Origin of the sequence: Haloarcula sp. CBA1115, assembly GCF_000827835.1 — an archaeon.
Lineage (GTDB): Archaea > Halobacteriota > Halobacteria > Halobacteriales > Haloarculaceae > Haloarcula > Haloarcula hispanica.
This window is the reverse complement of sequence record NZ_CP010529.1, coordinates 1-15,865: the sequence shown is the minus strand read 5'-3', so window position 1 is coordinate 15,865 and position 15,865 is coordinate 1. Positions and strand designations below refer to the sequence as shown.

Below are 15,865 nucleotides of genomic sequence, written 5' to 3'. Positions count from 1 at the left end.
CTACTGCTCACGCGTGCACACACCACCGTTTCCGGTGAAAAACCACCAGACAGCAGTGGTGTTTACACTCGAAACACGGTGTGGTGTATCTGGGATATGACCATGCTCAGCGCAGGAATGATCTACACTTCGAGTGGCTCCATCGGCTCGACCTCGAAGGTCAACAGGTGGGACCGGAGTTGGGCGTAGGCCCCGTCGCCATCAGTCGTGACACAGAACCGATTTGGCCTTGCCGCACGAGGATTGCCGTCGTTCTCTTGCCACTCCTCCAGCGTGAACTCACGCGCCTCCAATTCGCTGTCAGCACCCTCAAAGACGGCCGCGACCGATGGCGTCCCATGGTTGTCAGCGACGTATGCGACCTTGACAGCGTCGTGGTCGGCGTCAAGTCTCGTCCACCCATCGAGCGCTTCCGGTGGGTCCTCGGCGAACTGCTCGATCTCACGCTGGCTCAGTTCGGCTTCTGCGGCGTCGTACCACGCTTGTTTGATATCCTCGGCTTGGGACCGCTCGATCTCCTGAAGGACGTCGCTGTCGATACACTCTCTGGCCCACGCAAGCACGGTCTTGGCCTTCTTGTACCTCACCTCGGGTTCGCCGTCCAGCTGTCCGAAGTTCATCTCTTGGGGAGACATCAAGAGGACATGAGAGCGCCAGTAGCCGGAGTCAGCATCGCATTCCTCGTCAGCATTTGGAGCCCACGACTCCATCGAGGTTCGGACTTCCTCGTGGTGCCCGAAGCCAATTCGGACGCCGCTGGCGCGTAAGATACGTTCCGCAAGGTCGATGGTTCGCTCGTGCTCGTCAGCGGGTACTTCATCGGGGCGAGTGACGTCGGCGTAGAATGGCAAGCCGACTGTGCTGATGATCGTTTCTTCATAGTTTGGGATAAGCAGCGGTTCATCGACGAAGATCGGGTCGAACGGTGGTTCGGCTGTCGGCAACATACTGGAAAGCCTCCAGCCACCGAGGCAGCACAAAATCGCGCTGGGTCGAAGTCCGATCTAGAGGTACTGGTCGGCGGTGTCGCCGTGGTTCGCTTCCAGGGCTTCCCAGTCAGTCATCGCGTCGTATTCTGGTCGAACCTCGCCGTCTGAGAGCATATCGTCGACGAAGGCTTGGACATCGTGTGGAGCCGCCGGCTGCGAGGGCTGCACAAAACGAACATTGTGGGCAATAGCTCAATCGCCTACATGATGTATTAGAACAAACAAGATGCCTGAGTTCGGTTAGATAAACAGATCTCTCATGTGGTACAGGGTGTGTGACCTGAATAATTTCAGCTGCGATGTTATCTTTGATCTGTCTCTTTTCAGGAAAGTCTCCAGATGAGATTTCCAACGCAAACACGCTACGCAGGCGGCGTAGTTCAACTTTGATAGTGTCTTGCTGTATCGGCCGTAGAGAAGTGGGACCCCCCGGTTTTCACGAGAGTTAATATCGGCCAGTGAACCGGCATTTTGTTGCCCACCCCCCACATTTCACGAGAGTTTAAGAATAGCAGCTCCTAACTCATGAAATGTGGGGTGTAGTTGAGCAGAGCAAGTCATCAATTGTGTAGTAACTCAGAGAAAGCACGGAGTCTAGACAGTGAGTGGAGAGGGATTGATGGTCTCTCAGGGAATCAAATACAGAGCAGCGCGACCGTAGACTCCTATGGATATAACCTACTAGCGATGGATATTGTTTGTTGACGACGATAACTGACCATGAGAAGTTGAGGTCTCCTTTCTGCCTTGCTGAATAGAAGAGACAGGTAGATATCTCCCCCGCCCCCCATATTTCATGAGAGTTGCTATAGGGGAGGGAAGAAATAATGTCTGACGCTTCTTGCTGAGTTTCCACTAGAGAATTAAACTGAACCTAACGTATTACGGATGCTGTTTTGACCCACTTATATTAAATCTTCTTCTCATTCAGAGTTTCATTTTGCCCTCTCTTCCCCTCCTCTCCAACGATACTCTCGTGAAATCTGGGGGGCGGGGGTTGGTGCACCGTCTTATTGAGCGCGACACAGAACTTGAGCAGTACCAGAGTGCGCTCAAACCTGTGATTAACGGTGCGCCGCCGAAAAACCTATTTTCATATGGCCAGACTGGAGTCGGAAAGACACTATCCTTGAGGATGGTCGTTGAACGACTGATCGAGGATCAGCAAAATATCGACGGTGTCGACGTTCAAGTAATTGAGCTAAATTGCAAATCGCTGAACAGCAGTTACCAGGTGGCTGCAAACCTCATTAATCAATTTCGTCCGGCAACCGAGCAAATCAAACCGACCGGGTATCCGAGCGGAATGATCTACAATATGTTGTTCGATGAGCTGGAAGCACTCGATGCAACACATTGCTTGATCGTACTTGATGAAATTGATGCCATTGGGAATGATGACGACATCCTGTATAAGCTTCCACGGGCGAACGATAACGAGAACGTTGAAGATACACTGGTTGGGGTAATCGGTATCTCGAATGACTTCACGTTCCGCGATAACCTCTCAGCGCGTGTGAAGGACAGTCTCGCTGACGAAGAGATCCATTTTCCACCGTATGATGCGAACGAACTCGGGAACATCTTGAAACAGCGTGCTGGTGAGGCGTTTCACGATACTTCGGCTCAGCGACTTGATGATGGCAGTTATGAGTTACAGTCTGACATTTTGGCGGGCGATGTGATTCCGTTGTGTGCAGCGTTTGCCGCACAAGACTCTGGAAGTGCCCGACAGGCGCTGAAGCGATTGTATAAGGCTGGAGATCTGGCACGAGATAAGGAGTCCGATGTCATCACCGAAGCGCATGTGCGACAGGCAGACGAGATTGTTGAGCGCGATAAAGTTCGCGACGAATTAACTCGCTTGCCAACACAGAGCAAACTGACTCTCTACTCCCTATTACTGTTGGAGCGGGAGGATGAAACGCCGTCCAAGCGTAACCGAATTTACGAGCGGTATGTAATGGCTGCAAAGCGTATCGATGCGGATGTGCGGACTGACAGAACGATTCATGACCGGTTGTCACAGTTGACGTTGAAAGGGTTCCTAGACGTAGACGAACAGAATAAGGGCCCCAAAGGCGGCTCATACTATGAGTACGAATTTTCGATTCGCGCGGATTTGGCACAGGAAGTACTTCAAGAGGACGAGCGGTTAGCGGAGTTGTTTGCTACAGATGAGACATCGACGACGCTAGACTCGTTCTGATTCTGTCGTGATCCGGATTAACCAACAACAAGATCGGCTACAATTGGCTGTTGGTTAAGACTCCTTTTGAAGTAATAATGTCCATCGAATGCAGGCGTTTTCGATTGTTCACTCGCCCTCTGTGTTGATGACTGTCTCTTGCCCACCGGCCAATTTCTCATCCACGAAAGCCGAGCAACCGAAGGCCGTTTAGCGAGACGAGAACCGTTGACCCCTCGTGTCCGACTACGGCAAGCGGGAGCGGGATTCCACGGAGGAGGATCGTACCGACCATGAGTGCAATCGCGCCGAAGGCGATGGCGAGATTGATGGTGAGTGTTCGGCGAGTCCTGCGGCCGAGGCCGAGTACGTAGGGAATCTTGCTGAGATCATCGCCCATCAGTACCACATCAGCAGTATCGAGCGCGACATCAGTCCCTGCACCCCCCATCGCGATGCCGAGGGTCGCTGTGGCGAGGGCTGGGGCATCGTTAACACCGTCACCGACCATCGCTACGTTCTCGTGTTGTTCGACCAGCTCTTCGATAGTCGCCACTTTCTCTTCCGGTAGCAGTTCCGCCTGGACTTCGTCGATGCCGACCTCGTCGGCAATGCGCTGTGCGACGCGCTCGTTATCGCCCGTCAGCATGACGATATGCTCCACGCCGAGCGATCGGAGCTTGTCGATCATCTCGGCCGCGTCAGGGCGAACGGTATCGGTGAACGCAAGCCACCCCAAGACGCTGATGTCGACGTGACTCTCTCGGGCAACGAGGACGCTCGTTTTTCCCTCTTCCTCTAAGGTTTCGAGCCGGCTGAGGCCGGGTTTGAGACCGTCGACTGATTCGTCTCCGAGAACTGTCTGGAAGTAGCTCCGGTTCCCGATATGGATGGTTTCCTCGCCGACGTCAGCTCGAACCCCCTTCCCGGCTACCGACTGAAACCGTGCGGCGTCGGGTGTGTCGAGTGATCGTTCGTCTGCCGCCGCCACGGTCGCACGAGCGAGGTGATGCTCCGAGCGGGCCTGCACTGCGGCCGCGAGCGAGAGAAGCGAGTCCTCGGTTAGTGTCTCGTCCCCCGCACTATCACGGACGAATACGTCGGTCAACTGCGTGTCGCCCTGTGTGAGTGTGCCGGTCTTGTCGAAGGCGACTGCGTCGATATTCGCTGCTGTCTCGACGTGTTCGCCTCCCTTGAACAGCACGCCCTGCCTGCCACCGGAGGCGATTGCTGAGAGGACTGCCGCGGGCGTCGAGATGATGACCGCACACGGCGAGGCGGCGACCATGAGCGTCATCGCGCGGTAGAACGTCCCCGTGAACTCACTTCCGAGCGCGAGTGGAATTGCGATAGCTGCGATTGTGAGCCCGAACACCCCGAGGACGTACGGTTGTTCGAGCCGGTCGATGAGCCGCTGTGTCGGGGCTTTCTCGCTCTGGGCTTCTTCGACCATGGTGATAAGGCGGCTGATCGCCGATTCGTGGGCCTGCCGAGTGACTTCGATTTCAAGGCTCCCGCTCTCGTTGATCGTGCCGCCGAACACCTCGTCGTCGGGTTCCTTCGGTACCGGGACGGATTCGCCGGTGAGCGAGGCCTGGTCGACCGTTCCCTCGCCGGACGTGACGACGCCGTCGAGTGCAATCTTGTCACCGGGGCGGACGACGAACACGTCACCGACATCGACGTCATCGATGGGTACTGTGACCTCCTCACCGTCACGAAGGACCTGCGCTTCGTCCGGTCGCATCTCGACGAGCGACTTGATCGCCCGCCGCGAGCGGCCGATTGCGTAGTGTTGGAGCGTGTTCGACAGCGAGAACAGGAAGAGAAGCATCGCACCCTCGAAGGGTGCTCCGATCGAGAGCGCCCCGAGCGCGGCGACGATCATCAACAGGTCGATGTCGACCGCACGGTGGCGGAGCGTCTCGATGGCCCCTTTGAGTCCGTACCACCCGCCGAAGACGTACGCGACGCCGTAGCCGCCCCACATGAGGAGTGGCGGGCCATTAAGCCATCCTGTCGCGAGGCCGGTTACCATCCCGAGCAAGGTTAGACCGACAAATACGGCCTCCTGCCTGAGTTCCGAGCGTGTGGTCACCTCGTCGGGGGCCGTGTCGCGCTCGTTCTCGATCGAGACGTTGCGGTCGCGGACCGCTTCTCGAAGTTGCACCCCCGAGGTGACGCTCTCGTCGTAGGTGATTCGAACGTTCCCCGTTCGGAACGAGACGTCGACATCGTGGACACCGGGTGTGTCTCCAAGGTAGCGTTCGAGAGCGCGCGCACCCCCTTCGCCGCGACCGCCTCGTCGTTCGATCTGGATGGTACAGGTCGATAGCGGAGGCGACTCAGTAACGGTCACGCGATCTCCCTATGTACTATGGTTTTGTATTGTCGGTCTGTCATTGTGTTTCTGTCTGACTGCGTACGAAGCGGGTGTTTCACACGGTGGATTCTCGTCTGCCCCCCGGTCCGAATGCTTCAGCTGATGATCGTTACCGGGATTCGCGCTCGGCGGGTAACTGTCTCGGCAACGCTCCCGAGAAGTGCACGGTCGATTCCTGAGCGGCCGTGGCTGCCCATGACGATCTGATTGACATCGTGGTCGTCAGCGTATTCGAGGATTGCTCGTGCCGGTTTTCCGACTTCCGTGACGGTAACGAGTTCGGTATCACGTTCCGCCGCGAGGTCCGTGGCCGTCGCGTGGATTCTGGTTGCTCGTTCTTTGGCATTGTCGTACCAGTCCTCGGCAACTGGTAAGCCGCCAGCCTCCACATCGATAACGGAGTCGAGAGGATTGATAACGTAAATCGAGGTGATGGGAGCGTCCGGGAAGGTCTCGATAGCGTATGTGAGCGCCCGCTCTGAAAGCGGGGAGCCGTCGAAGGCGATGAGAACGTTGACAGGCATGAGAAACTATTTGATGCTGAATTGAAATGAATGTACTGCTCAGTGGGTTGTGCGACGACAATTCGTCTTGGAGCGTTCAGATGAATCGGGTTGGGGAGCATCACTCGTTGGATTCGACGGTTGAACGCCAATCGTTTTGACAACCTGCTCCCTCGATTTGGTTGTATCGACCTCCGAGTAGTTCACACTCGAAGCGTCCATCGCCTGAAGCATGCCACTCGCGCAACTCCTCGAACAGTACGTCAGTCTCGGTATCTTCGTCCTCGCTGGGGGCCTCAGCGTCCTCAGCTTCCTCGCGTGGCGCCGAGAACGTGATCGTCGCATGCGAATCGTCAGTTCCGGTATCAAACTCTGTTGGCAGTGTCTCACTGTCACCACGCAAGAACGTTTTGAGGCCTTGTCCGACGCGGCCCTGGTGAATATCGAACACCCCGCCGGTTCGGTCGTTGTATTCGATTCCACGGCGAACGATTCGGACAACGTGTTCGTTCCTGACTTCTCCTTCACGGTTGAGCTGGTTGACGGCACTCGTCGCATCGAAGGTGTTCAGCTGGGCTTCGAGTGATTCAGCCGTTTTTCGGGCCGCAGTTGCCCCAGCCTCGTCCCGAATTCCCATCGCCTGAATCCGAAACGTCGTGTCACAACACTCGAACTCGCGGTAGGTGTTCCCGAACCGTTCATAGACCGATGCGAGCGGACCCGTCATCTCGGTCACTCTTCCTCTTCGTGTTCTTCCTCATGTTCTTCGTCCCCGTGTTCCTCTTCGTCTTCATCCTCGTCGCCCTCTTCATACTCCTCGTGTTCTTCGTCCTCGTATCCGGACTGTGTCTGGGCTGCTGGGGTGAACTCCTGATTCGGCGTCGGCGCATCCGCAGTAACCTGTTGTGAGTCGTCTGACGCAGGCGTATCTGGTGAGTTAGGTTGCTCGCCAGCCTGTGCGAGGCCGCCGCCGGGCAGAGCAAGGGCCCCAGCGACACCAGCTGTGAGGAGCGCACCGACGAGAGTGAATGCGACGAGTTTGTTCTTCGGGACAGGAACGCGCATAATTAGCTACCCCTCTGTTTAGAACCGCTATCTTCGGCGTGGCGGTCGTTGCATTCTGCCATTGCAGATAGAGGGTTGAGACAGGCTTAGTAAGGCGTTCGCGTCCAACCATCGAATTTTCGCACGGCTATCGAATCGATTCAGAGCGCGAGGTGGATTCTGAGTATGTATGTGACTTCGTTATCGAGCAACTGGCACTACTGGCAATCCCCTGTTTGCCCTGCGTACGGAATGAAGCGTACTGGATCTGGCGCGCTATCGATCTCCTCGTCCAAGCCGGATTGACTGGCGAGTATGAGCACTCACCGGTGATTACAGCGGACAACACGCTGACGCTACTGAAGAAGGAAACCGGGATCGGGTAGTGAGGTACTCTGTTCGGGTTAGCGCGCCGTCTGAGTGGCTACGCTGCTGGAAGTCTAGAAAATTTGTCCATATGGATGGGTGTGTGACAAGAATGGCCGCTTGGAGAGCCATTTGGGCAGTTTCCGCTGACCGAATCGGTCAAATTCACGCTTCACAGCCCTGCTAAACTCGCTGTAGTCTCAACATCACAACTGAGCCAGAAGTTGAGACCGGTGCTCTCAATGTATATGCTCTGAGCGACACAGTAGTTACCTCAACGTACTATCATCTGTCAATATCGGGCGTTCTGCATGAACTGGAATGAATTTGTGCCTAACCTGTGGCCGATTTCGGCAATCGACTAAGTCAGATCCCCGGCCAGTACGATCTGTATGTCATCGGGTATCTCTCGGAAAGCGTTTCTTCGCGCAACTGGGGTCGCACTTGCTGCGACTATCGCAGGGTGCAATAGCACAACCGACAACAGCGGACCGAACACCAATACACAGTCCGCTTCTGAGGCCTCTCCGCAATCTGAACAACAGAATGACGACTCTCCGACGTTCGGTAATTTCTACGTCGGCAACGCAAATACAAGCAGTAGTACGGTCATCGACGGACGTGCTGAAGTCGTATATACACAGCCCGAAACAGCCACCGACAAGTCACCCGTCGTAATGGTGCCCGGCCTTGGGTTGTCACCGTACATTTACCGGACGACACCTGACGGTCGACGCGGCTGGGTGGAGTACTTTGCCGAAGCTGGCCATCCAGTGTATGTATTTAACCCGCCTCGAAACGTCGATTCAGGTGGCTTAGACACTGCTGCCCTCCAGAACTCTGACTCTGCGTCACTCTCCCGGTGGTCTATCGATCGAGCCTGGCCGACGTGGGGGTTCGGACCTGAAGCCGGTGACCCATACGAGGACGTTCGATACCCGGTCGAGTCGGTCGACCAACTCGTTGCGTCATTCCCCGCATACGTTAGCACTGGTGGCGGAGGTGGCGGTAGACAAAGTGGAAGCCAGACGGGTGGACGTGGCAGCGACCAGAACTCCACACCTGCGGATTCCACTGAGACCACAGCTGGAACCCAGACTGGGTCGACTACTGGAGGTGGCGGTGGGAGCCGGTTCACACCATCCCAAGAGACTGCCGCCCTAGAGGCGCTTCTCGATCGTGTTGGTCCGGCAGTGCTGCTCGTTCACTCAGCGGGCGGTAGTTCCGGATTCACGGTTGCACAAGCTGTGCCAGACCTCGTTGAACGGATCATCGCAGTTGAGCCGGTCGGTGCGCCGACTGACCCGCAAACTGTAGCGGAGATGGGTGGTGATGCACCGTTTATGGGTGTGTATGGCGATTATGTCGACGAGCGCGGACAGACTGGTCGCAAGGAAGCGACCCAGACAACTGCAGAGTTCGCAGGAGAGACAAGTCCCGCATCGACGCTACTTAGCCTTCCGGATGAAGGGATATCCGGAAATACACATCTCATGATGCAAGACGACAATAACGGTGAAATCGCTGATCGAATTGTCTCCTGGATCAGTGACTAATTCGGGGTATAGTATCGTTCGGACCGAGACAGAATGTATTTGCACCGACCAAATGAATACTCAATAGATGCGGCAGTTGCTCTGGTGGCTCATTGGTGGGTCTCGTGGAGGCCGCAATCGGCTTCGTATCCTCCGCGCACTCAACGACCAGCCACGAAACACCAACCAATTGTCGAATGACCTAGATTTGAACTACAAAACAGTGCAGCACCACCTCGAAGTCCTCGAAGAGAGCAATATCGTGACCACGGAGGGCGACAATTACGGGCAGATGTACTTTCTCTCAGACCGAATGATGAACAACCTCGACATCATGGAAGACGTGGCGGAACAGGCCGGAGTTGATGATGATTCGTAACTGGATCAAGAGTCCACTTGGAACGACAGTAGCGAGTGCGACTGCCGCGAGTGGTATCGCACTCTTAGTCGCACTCTTCACATCAGTTCCATCCCATGGCCCTCCGTCGAGGGCGCTGTCCTCCCAAGTTGAACTGCTCATTCGGATGGAGGTTTTCTTTACAACCCTAAACCTCGTGTTACTGGTGGCACTCGCAGCCATCTACATGCAGCTTTATCGCGACCTTCCGAACAAGTACACAGCAAGCCTGCTTGTGCTAAGCCTCGCACTGCTCCTATACGCGGGTACGTCAAATCCAGTAGTACACAATGTCTTCGGCTTCCGACCTCGCCCAAACATCGGCGCGTTCGTGTTTCTCCCGGACTTCTTTATCGGACTTGCCATTTTAGTTCTTCTCTATCAGAGCCAGACCTGAGTTCGCATCAATTTTTCAGATCTATGAGAAGGATTTCATAGACTGATTTCGTTCACCGATTAGACGGACTCTCTCGAAGTCGGTGTCACCGGTCGCCTCTGCAGTTCGGGCAGCGGTATGGCGGACGACTGCTCGGACGTCGGGTTGTTTCAAATAAATAATGCTCTTGGGTAAGCGATTGTTGGTGGCGTCATAGCGCTGTTTCAAGGATGATTTTGAGCGCTTCGTCGCCGGGTTTTCGGCGGACGCATTTTCGAAGCAGTAACGCTCTGAGACAGGGTGTGAGGATGAACTCGAAAAGAACCAGCTCTACGGGGGTATGCAAGAACTCACGACACAGGGACACGCTGTCTTGTGTGCGCTTGCATATCAACAGGCGCTTGACGAAGTTCCTATCCGTTCTCGTGACCTTTACGACCGGTACCTCAAAATTTGCGACCGGCTCGACGCCGATAGCGTCAGCGAACGGCGTGTCCGTGACCATCTATCGGATATGAATATGCTGCAAGCAAATCTTTCGAATTACTGAATCACGCTTTCACCAATAGCTTCGGAAATGGTGGTGTGTAGCTCCGGAAACAGTGGTGTGTAGCTCCGGAAACAGTGGTGTGTAGCTCCGGAAACAGTGGTGTGTTTCGGTATGTCTTCACATGAACTAACGGTGTATTGCAGGACTGGTAGCTCTCTCTTGGACTATGACCACTCGCTCAGGGTCGTATCTCGAGTTTCTGTAATGTGGCTGGATGTCCGTCCGGTCAAATCCAAGTGATGAGAGAACGCTCTCAGCAGTTCGAATGAGTTGTATCTGGTAGTAGTTCGGGTCGTAAAACGCAACATCTTCATGAGCCAGCGTAACCCGATCTCGCGAGGATTTCTCATCGTCGCCAGCTATGTGCTCAATATACTACTTGAATGACATGATTGTTGTATTGGATTAGACAATGTGGCTATTTCTCTAGTGTGTATGCGACACATGTTCTGTGTGGTGCCTAAACACGGTGGATTCGAGACCGTCCATTTATATACTCCCCTCCCATCGGATGTAATGCGAAGGTCGCGCCGGGCAGCGCTCTCGGAACGACACCCCAACGCCACCGTCGTGGTGGCCTGGGTCACTCGCTTAGAACGCGAGGCCACTGAGGCTTTGTGTTCGTGTATGAGGATTCCACCCCTGCGGTCCGCCGTCAAGATGGAATCTGATGTGAGCCCACGGACCCATGCAGTAGTCAACACTGGTGTAGGAACCAGTGTGTTAGCTTCCGACGGAGTGCAACCACTTCCGCCGCTGATGTATATCAGCACATTCCGGTTGATCCTGCCGGAGGCCATTGCTATCGGAGTCCGATTTAGCCATGCTAGTTGCACGAGTTTAGACTCGTAGCATATAGCTCAGTAACACGTGGCCAAACTACCCTACAGACCGCAATAACCTCGGGAAACTGAGGCCAATAGCGGATATAACTCTCAGACTGGAGTGTCGAGAGTTAGAAACGTTCCGGCGCTGTAGGATGTGGCTGCGGCCGATTAGGTAGATGGTGGGGTAACGGCCCACCATGCCGATAATCGGTACAGGTTGTGAGAGCAAGAGCCTGGAGACGGTATCTGAGACAAGATACCGGGCCCTACGGGGCGCAGCAGGCGCGAAACCTTTACACTGCACGACAGTGCGATAGGGGGACTCCGAGTGTGAGGGCATATAGCCCTCGCTTTTCTGTACCGTAAGGTGGTACAGGAACAAGGACTGGGCAAGACCGGTGCCAGCCGCCGCGGTAATACCGGCAGTCCAAGTGATGGCCGATATTATTGGGCCTAAAGCGTCCGTAGCTTGCTGTGTAAGTCCATTGGGAAATCGACCAGCTCAACTGGTCGGCGTCCGGTGGAAACTACACAGCTTGGGGCCGAGAGACTCAACGGGTACGTCCGGGGTAGGAGTGAAATCCTGTAATCCTGGACGGACCACCAATGGGGAAACCACGTTGAGAGACCGGACCCGACAGTGAGGGACGAAAGCCAGGGTCTCGAACCGGATTAGATACCCGGGTAGTCCTGGCTGTAAACAATGCTCGCTAGGTATGTCACGCGCCATGAGCACGTGATGTGCCGTAGTGAAGACGATAAGCGAGCCGCCTGGGAAGTACGTCCGCAAGGATGAAACTTAAAGGAATTGGCGGGGGAGCACCACAACCGGAGGAGCCTGCGGTTTAATTGGACTCAACGCCGGAAATCTCACCGGTCCCGACAGTAGTAATGACAGTCAGGTTGACGACTTTACTCGACGCTACTGAGAGGAGGTGCATGGCCGCCGTCAGCTCGTACCGTGAGGCGTCCTGTTAAGTCAGGCAACGAGCGAGACCCACACTTCTAGTTGCCAGCAACACCCTTGTGGTGGTTGGGTACACTAGGAGGACTGCCGCTGCTAAAGCGGAGGAAGGAATGGGCAACGGTAGGTCAGTATGCCCCGAATGGACCGGGCAACACGCGGGCTACAATGGCTCTGACAGTGGGATGCGACGCCGAGAGGCGAAGCTAATCTCCAAACGGAGTCGTAGTTCGGATTGCGGGCTGAAACCCGCCCGCATGAAGCTGGATTCGGTAGTAATCGCGTGTCAGAAGCGCGCGGTGAATACGTCCCTGCTCCTTGCACACACCGCCCGTCAAAGCACCCGAGTGGGGTCCGGATGAGGCCGTCATGCGACGGTCGAATCTGGGCTCCGCAAGGGGGCTTAAGTCGTAACAAGGTAGCCGTAGAGGAATCTGCGGCTGGATCACCTCCTACTGACCGGGATCAGGCCTCTGGCCTGACCCACCTACATTGACTGGTGACCACAAGTCACCGCGAGTCGGCAAGCGCCGACTACTGCATGGGCCCGCTGGGCTCACAAAGACCTATCCGAGGCGGATATCCCCTCACGGGGATGTCGGGTGCAACTCCCGACGGGTCCGTACTCCGTATCGCTTCGAATCCGTCCCCTTAAGTGTGGGACGGCGTTCGACTGTGATACGACGACAGATGCACCAGGTCGGGTGAAACCGCGCCTGGGAAGGGTCGATTCGCCCACCATCTCCACCTTGGGGGCGAGTATGAAACCGTGTGTACGTGCGATCCAGGCGTCCACTGGACTCGTTCAGTTGAACGAGTCACAACGACGTTGGCTACTATGCCAGCTGGTGGATTGCTCGGCTCAGGCGCTGATGAAGGACGTGCCAAGCTGCGATAAGCTGTGGGGAGCCGCACGGAGGCGAAGAACCACAGATTTCCGAATGAGAATCTCTCTAACAATTGCTTCGCGCAATGAGGAACCCCGAGAACTGAAACATCTCAGTATCGGGAGGAAAAGAAAACGCAACGTGATGTCGTTAGTAACCGCGAGTGAACGCGATACAGCCCAAACCGAAGCCCTCACGGGCAATGTGGTGTCAGGGCTACCTCTCATCAGCCGACCGTCTTCACGAAGTCTCTTGGAATAGAGCGTGATACAGGGTGACAACCCCGTACTGAAGACCAGTACGCTGTGCGGTAGTGCCAGAGTAGCGGGGGTTGGATATCCCTCGCGAATAACGCAGGCATCGACTGCGAAGGCTAAACACAACCTGAGACCGATAGTGAACAAGTAGTGTGAACGAACGCTGCAAAGTACCCTCAGAAGGGAGGCGAAATAGAGCATGAAATCAGTTGGCGATCGAGCGACAGGGCATACAAGGTCCTGTAACGAATGACCGACGCGCGAGCGTCCAGTAAGACTTACAGGAAGCCGATGTTCTGTCGTACGTTTTGAAAAACGAGCCAGGGAGTGTGTCTGTATGGCAAGTCTAACCGGAGCATCCGGGGAGGCACAGGGAAACCGACATGGCCGCAGGGCTTTGCCCGAGGGCCGCCGTGTTCAAGCGCGGGGAGCCATGTGGACACGACCCGAATCCGGACGATCTACGCATGGACAAGATGAAGCGTGCCGAAAGGCACGTGGAAGTCTGTTAGAGTTGGTGTCCTACAATACCCTCTCGTGATCTATGTGTAGGGGTGAAAGGCCCATCGAGTCCGGCAACAGCTGGTTCCAATCGAAACATGTCGAAGCATGACCTCCGCCGAGGTAGTCTGTGGGGTAGAGCGACCGATTGGTGTGTCCGCCTCCGAGAGGAGTCGGCACACCTGTCAAACTCCAAACCTACAGACGCTGTTTGACGCGGGGATTCCGGTGCGCGGGGTAAGCCTGTGTACCAGGAGGGGAACAACCCAGAGATAGGTTAAGGTCCCCAAGTGTGGATTAAGTGTAATCCTCTGAAGGTGGTCTCGAGCCCTAGACAGCCGGGAGGTGAGCTTAGAAGCAGCTACCCTCTAAGAAAAGCGTAACAGCTTACCGGCCGAGGTTTGAGGCGCCCAAAATGATCGGGACTCAAATCCACCACCGAGACCTGTCCGCACCCGTTACAGGGTGATCGAGTAGATTGGCGCTCTAATTGGGTGGAAGCAGGGGCGAGAGCTCCTGTGGACCGATTAGTGACGAAAATCCTGGCCATAGTAGCAGCGATAGTCGGGTGAGAACCCCGACGGCCTAATGGATAAGGGTTCCTCAGCACTGCTGATCAGCTGAGGGTTAGCCGGTCCTAAGTCTCACCGCAACTCGACTGAGACGAAATGGGAAACGGGTTAATATTCCCGTGCCATCATGCAGTGAAAGTTGACGCCCTGGGGTCGATCACGCCGGGCATTCGCCCGGTCGAACCGTCCAACTCCGTGGAAGCCGTAATGGCAGGAAGCGGACGAACGGCGGTATAGGGAAACGTGATTCAACCTGGGGCCCATGAAAAGACGAGCATGATGTCCGTACCGAGAACCGACACAGGTGTCCATGGCGGCGAAAGCCAAGGCCTGTCGGGAGCAACCAACGTTAGGGAATTCGGCAAGTTAGTCCCGTACCTTCGGAAGAAGGGATGCCTGCTCCGGAACGGAGCAGGTCGCAGTGACTCGGAAGCTCGGACTGTCTAGTAACAACATAGGTGACCGCAAATCCGCAAGGACTCGTACGGTCACTGAATCCTGCCCAGTGCAGGTATCTGAACACCTCGTACAAGAGGACGAAGGACCTGTCAACGGCGGGGGTAACTATGACCCTCTTAAGGTAGCGTAGTACCTTGCCGCATCAGTAGCGGCTTGCATGAATGGATTAACCAGAGCTTCACTGTCCCAACGTTGGGCCCGGTGAACTGTACATTCCAGTGCGGAGTCTGGAGACACCCAGGGGGAAGCGAAGACCCTATGGAGCTTTACTGCAGGCTGTCGCTGAGACGTGGTCGCCGATGTGCAGCATAGGTAGGAGACACTACACAGGTACCCGCGCTAGCGGGCCACCGAGTCAACAGTGAAATACTACCCGTCGGTGACTGCGACTCTCACTCCGGGAGGAGGACACCGATAGCCGGGCAGTTTGACTGGGGCGGTACGCGCTCGAAAAGATATCGAGCGCGCCCTATGGCTATCTCAGCCGGGACAGAGACCCGGCGAAGAGTGCAAGAGCAAAAGATAGCTTGACAGTGTTCTTCCCAACGAGGAACGCTGACGCGAAAGCGTGGTCTAGCGAACCAATTAGCCTGCTTGATGCGGGCAATTGATGACAGAAAAGCTACCCTAGGGATAACAGAGTCGTCACTCGCAAGAGCACATATCGACCGAGTGGCTTGCTACCTCGATGTCGGTTCCCTCCATCCTGCCCGTGCAGAAGCGGGCAAGGGTGAGGTTGTTCGCCTATTAAAGGAGGTCGTGAGCTGGGTTTAGACCGTCGTGAGACAGGTCGGCTGCTATCTACTGGGTGTGTTATGGTGTCTGACAAGAACGACCGTATAGTACGAGAGGAACTACGGTTGGTGGCCACTGGTGTACCGGTTGTTCGAGAGAGCACGTGCCGGGTAGCCACGCCACACGGGGTAAGAGCTGAACGCATCTAAGCTCGAAACCCACTTGGAAAAGAGACACCGCAGAGGTCCCGCGTAGAAGACGCGGTCGATAGACTCGGGGTGTGCGCGTCGAGGTAACGAGACGTTAAGCCCACGAGCACTAACAGACCAAAG

At 55.6% G+C, this 15,865-nt stretch carries 10 protein-coding genes, 2 rRNA genes and 2 pseudogenes; 7 read left to right on the top strand and 7 right to left on the bottom strand.

Annotated elements, in window-relative coordinates; translation table 11 throughout:
- Positions 1-122 precede the first annotated feature (122 nt).
- Both SG26_RS00065 and SG26_RS20980 read right to left on the bottom strand, forming a co-directional pair.
- The gene (locus SG26_RS00065) at positions 123-947 is read right to left on the bottom strand and encodes a hypothetical protein (RefSeq protein ID WP_050036496.1); all 825 of its coding nucleotides are present in this window, start codon (positions 945-947) and stop codon (positions 123-125) included.
- Positions 948-1,004: 57 nt separating this feature from the next.
- Positions 1,005-1,157 carry a hypothetical protein gene (locus SG26_RS20980; RefSeq protein WP_154020777.1) on the bottom strand — a complete coding sequence of 51 codons (153 nt, stop codon included), beginning with the start codon at positions 1,155-1,157 and terminating at the stop codon, positions 1,005-1,007.
- Between the two features lie 832 nt (positions 1,158-1,989).
- On the opposite strand from SG26_RS20980, the gene SG26_RS00060 reads away from it, so the two are divergent.
- Positions 1,990-3,198, top strand: coding sequence for a Cdc6/Cdc18 family protein (locus SG26_RS00060; protein ID WP_014030565.1), 1,209 nt, complete (start codon positions 1,990-1,992; stop codon positions 3,196-3,198).
- 157 nt (positions 3,199-3,355) lie between these two features.
- On the opposite strand, the gene SG26_RS00055 is transcribed toward SG26_RS00060, so the two are convergent.
- The 4 genes from SG26_RS00055 to SG26_RS00040 form a co-directional block, all read right to left on the bottom strand.
- Entirely contained in the window at positions 3,356-5,536 is a 2,181-nt protein-coding gene (locus tag SG26_RS00055; protein ID WP_050036495.1) for a cation-translocating P-type ATPase, read from the bottom strand.
- Between the two features lie 119 nt (positions 5,537-5,655).
- The gene (locus SG26_RS00050) at positions 5,656-6,084 is read right to left on the bottom strand and encodes a universal stress protein (protein WP_050036494.1); all 429 of its coding nucleotides are present in this window, start codon (positions 6,082-6,084) and stop codon (positions 5,656-5,658) included.
- A 100-nt stretch (positions 6,085-6,184) separates the two neighbouring features.
- The gene (locus SG26_RS20550; RefSeq protein WP_079980838.1) at positions 6,185-6,790 is read right to left on the bottom strand and encodes an FAD:protein FMN transferase; all 606 of its coding nucleotides are present in this window, start codon (positions 6,788-6,790) and stop codon (positions 6,185-6,187) included.
- 5 nt (positions 6,791-6,795) lie between these two features.
- The gene (locus tag SG26_RS00040) at positions 6,796-7,128 is read right to left on the bottom strand and encodes a hypothetical protein (RefSeq protein ID WP_050036493.1); all 333 of its coding nucleotides are present in this window, start codon (positions 7,126-7,128) and stop codon (positions 6,796-6,798) included.
- A gap of 1,592 nt (positions 7,129-8,720) precedes the next feature.
- On the opposite strand from SG26_RS00040, the gene SG26_RS21790 reads away from it, so the two are divergent.
- From SG26_RS21790 to SG26_RS00020, 3 genes are all read left to right on the top strand, one after another.
- Positions 8,721-9,029 carry a hypothetical protein gene (locus SG26_RS21790; RefSeq protein WP_225306838.1) on the top strand — a complete coding sequence of 103 codons (309 nt, stop codon included), beginning with the start codon at positions 8,721-8,723 and terminating at the stop codon, positions 9,027-9,029.
- A 67-nt stretch (positions 9,030-9,096) separates the two neighbouring features.
- Positions 9,097-9,387: a winged helix-turn-helix domain-containing protein gene (locus tag SG26_RS00025; RefSeq protein ID WP_008308706.1), complete on the top strand. Its 291-nt coding sequence runs from the start codon at positions 9,097-9,099 to the stop codon at positions 9,385-9,387.
- A gap of 184 nt (positions 9,388-9,571) precedes the next feature.
- Positions 9,572-9,802 carry a hypothetical protein gene (locus tag SG26_RS00020; protein ID WP_014030570.1) on the top strand — a complete coding sequence of 77 codons (231 nt, stop codon included), beginning with the start codon at positions 9,572-9,574 and terminating at the stop codon, positions 9,800-9,802.
- A 190-nt stretch (positions 9,803-9,992) separates the two neighbouring features.
- Here the strand turns inward: SG26_RS00020 and SG26_RS20975 are convergent.
- Positions 9,993-10,088: pseudogene (locus SG26_RS20975) on the bottom strand (IS1595 family transposase); the annotation flags it as partial.
- On the opposite strand from SG26_RS20975, the pseudogene SG26_RS20545 reads away from it, so the two are divergent.
- The 3 genes and pseudogenes from SG26_RS20545 to SG26_RS00005 form a co-directional block, all read left to right on the top strand.
- Positions 10,086-10,307 (top strand): annotated as a pseudogene (locus SG26_RS20545) (cell division control protein Cdc6); the annotation flags it as partial. The pseudogenes SG26_RS20975 and SG26_RS20545 overlap by 3 nt on opposite strands.
- 797 nt (positions 10,308-11,104) lie before the next feature.
- A 16S ribosomal RNA gene (locus SG26_RS00010) occupies positions 11,105-12,576 on the top strand.
- A gap of 370 nt (positions 12,577-12,946) precedes the next feature.
- Positions 12,947-15,865, top strand: a 23S ribosomal RNA gene (locus SG26_RS00005).
- The 16S and 23S rRNA genes sit together here, the layout of an rRNA operon.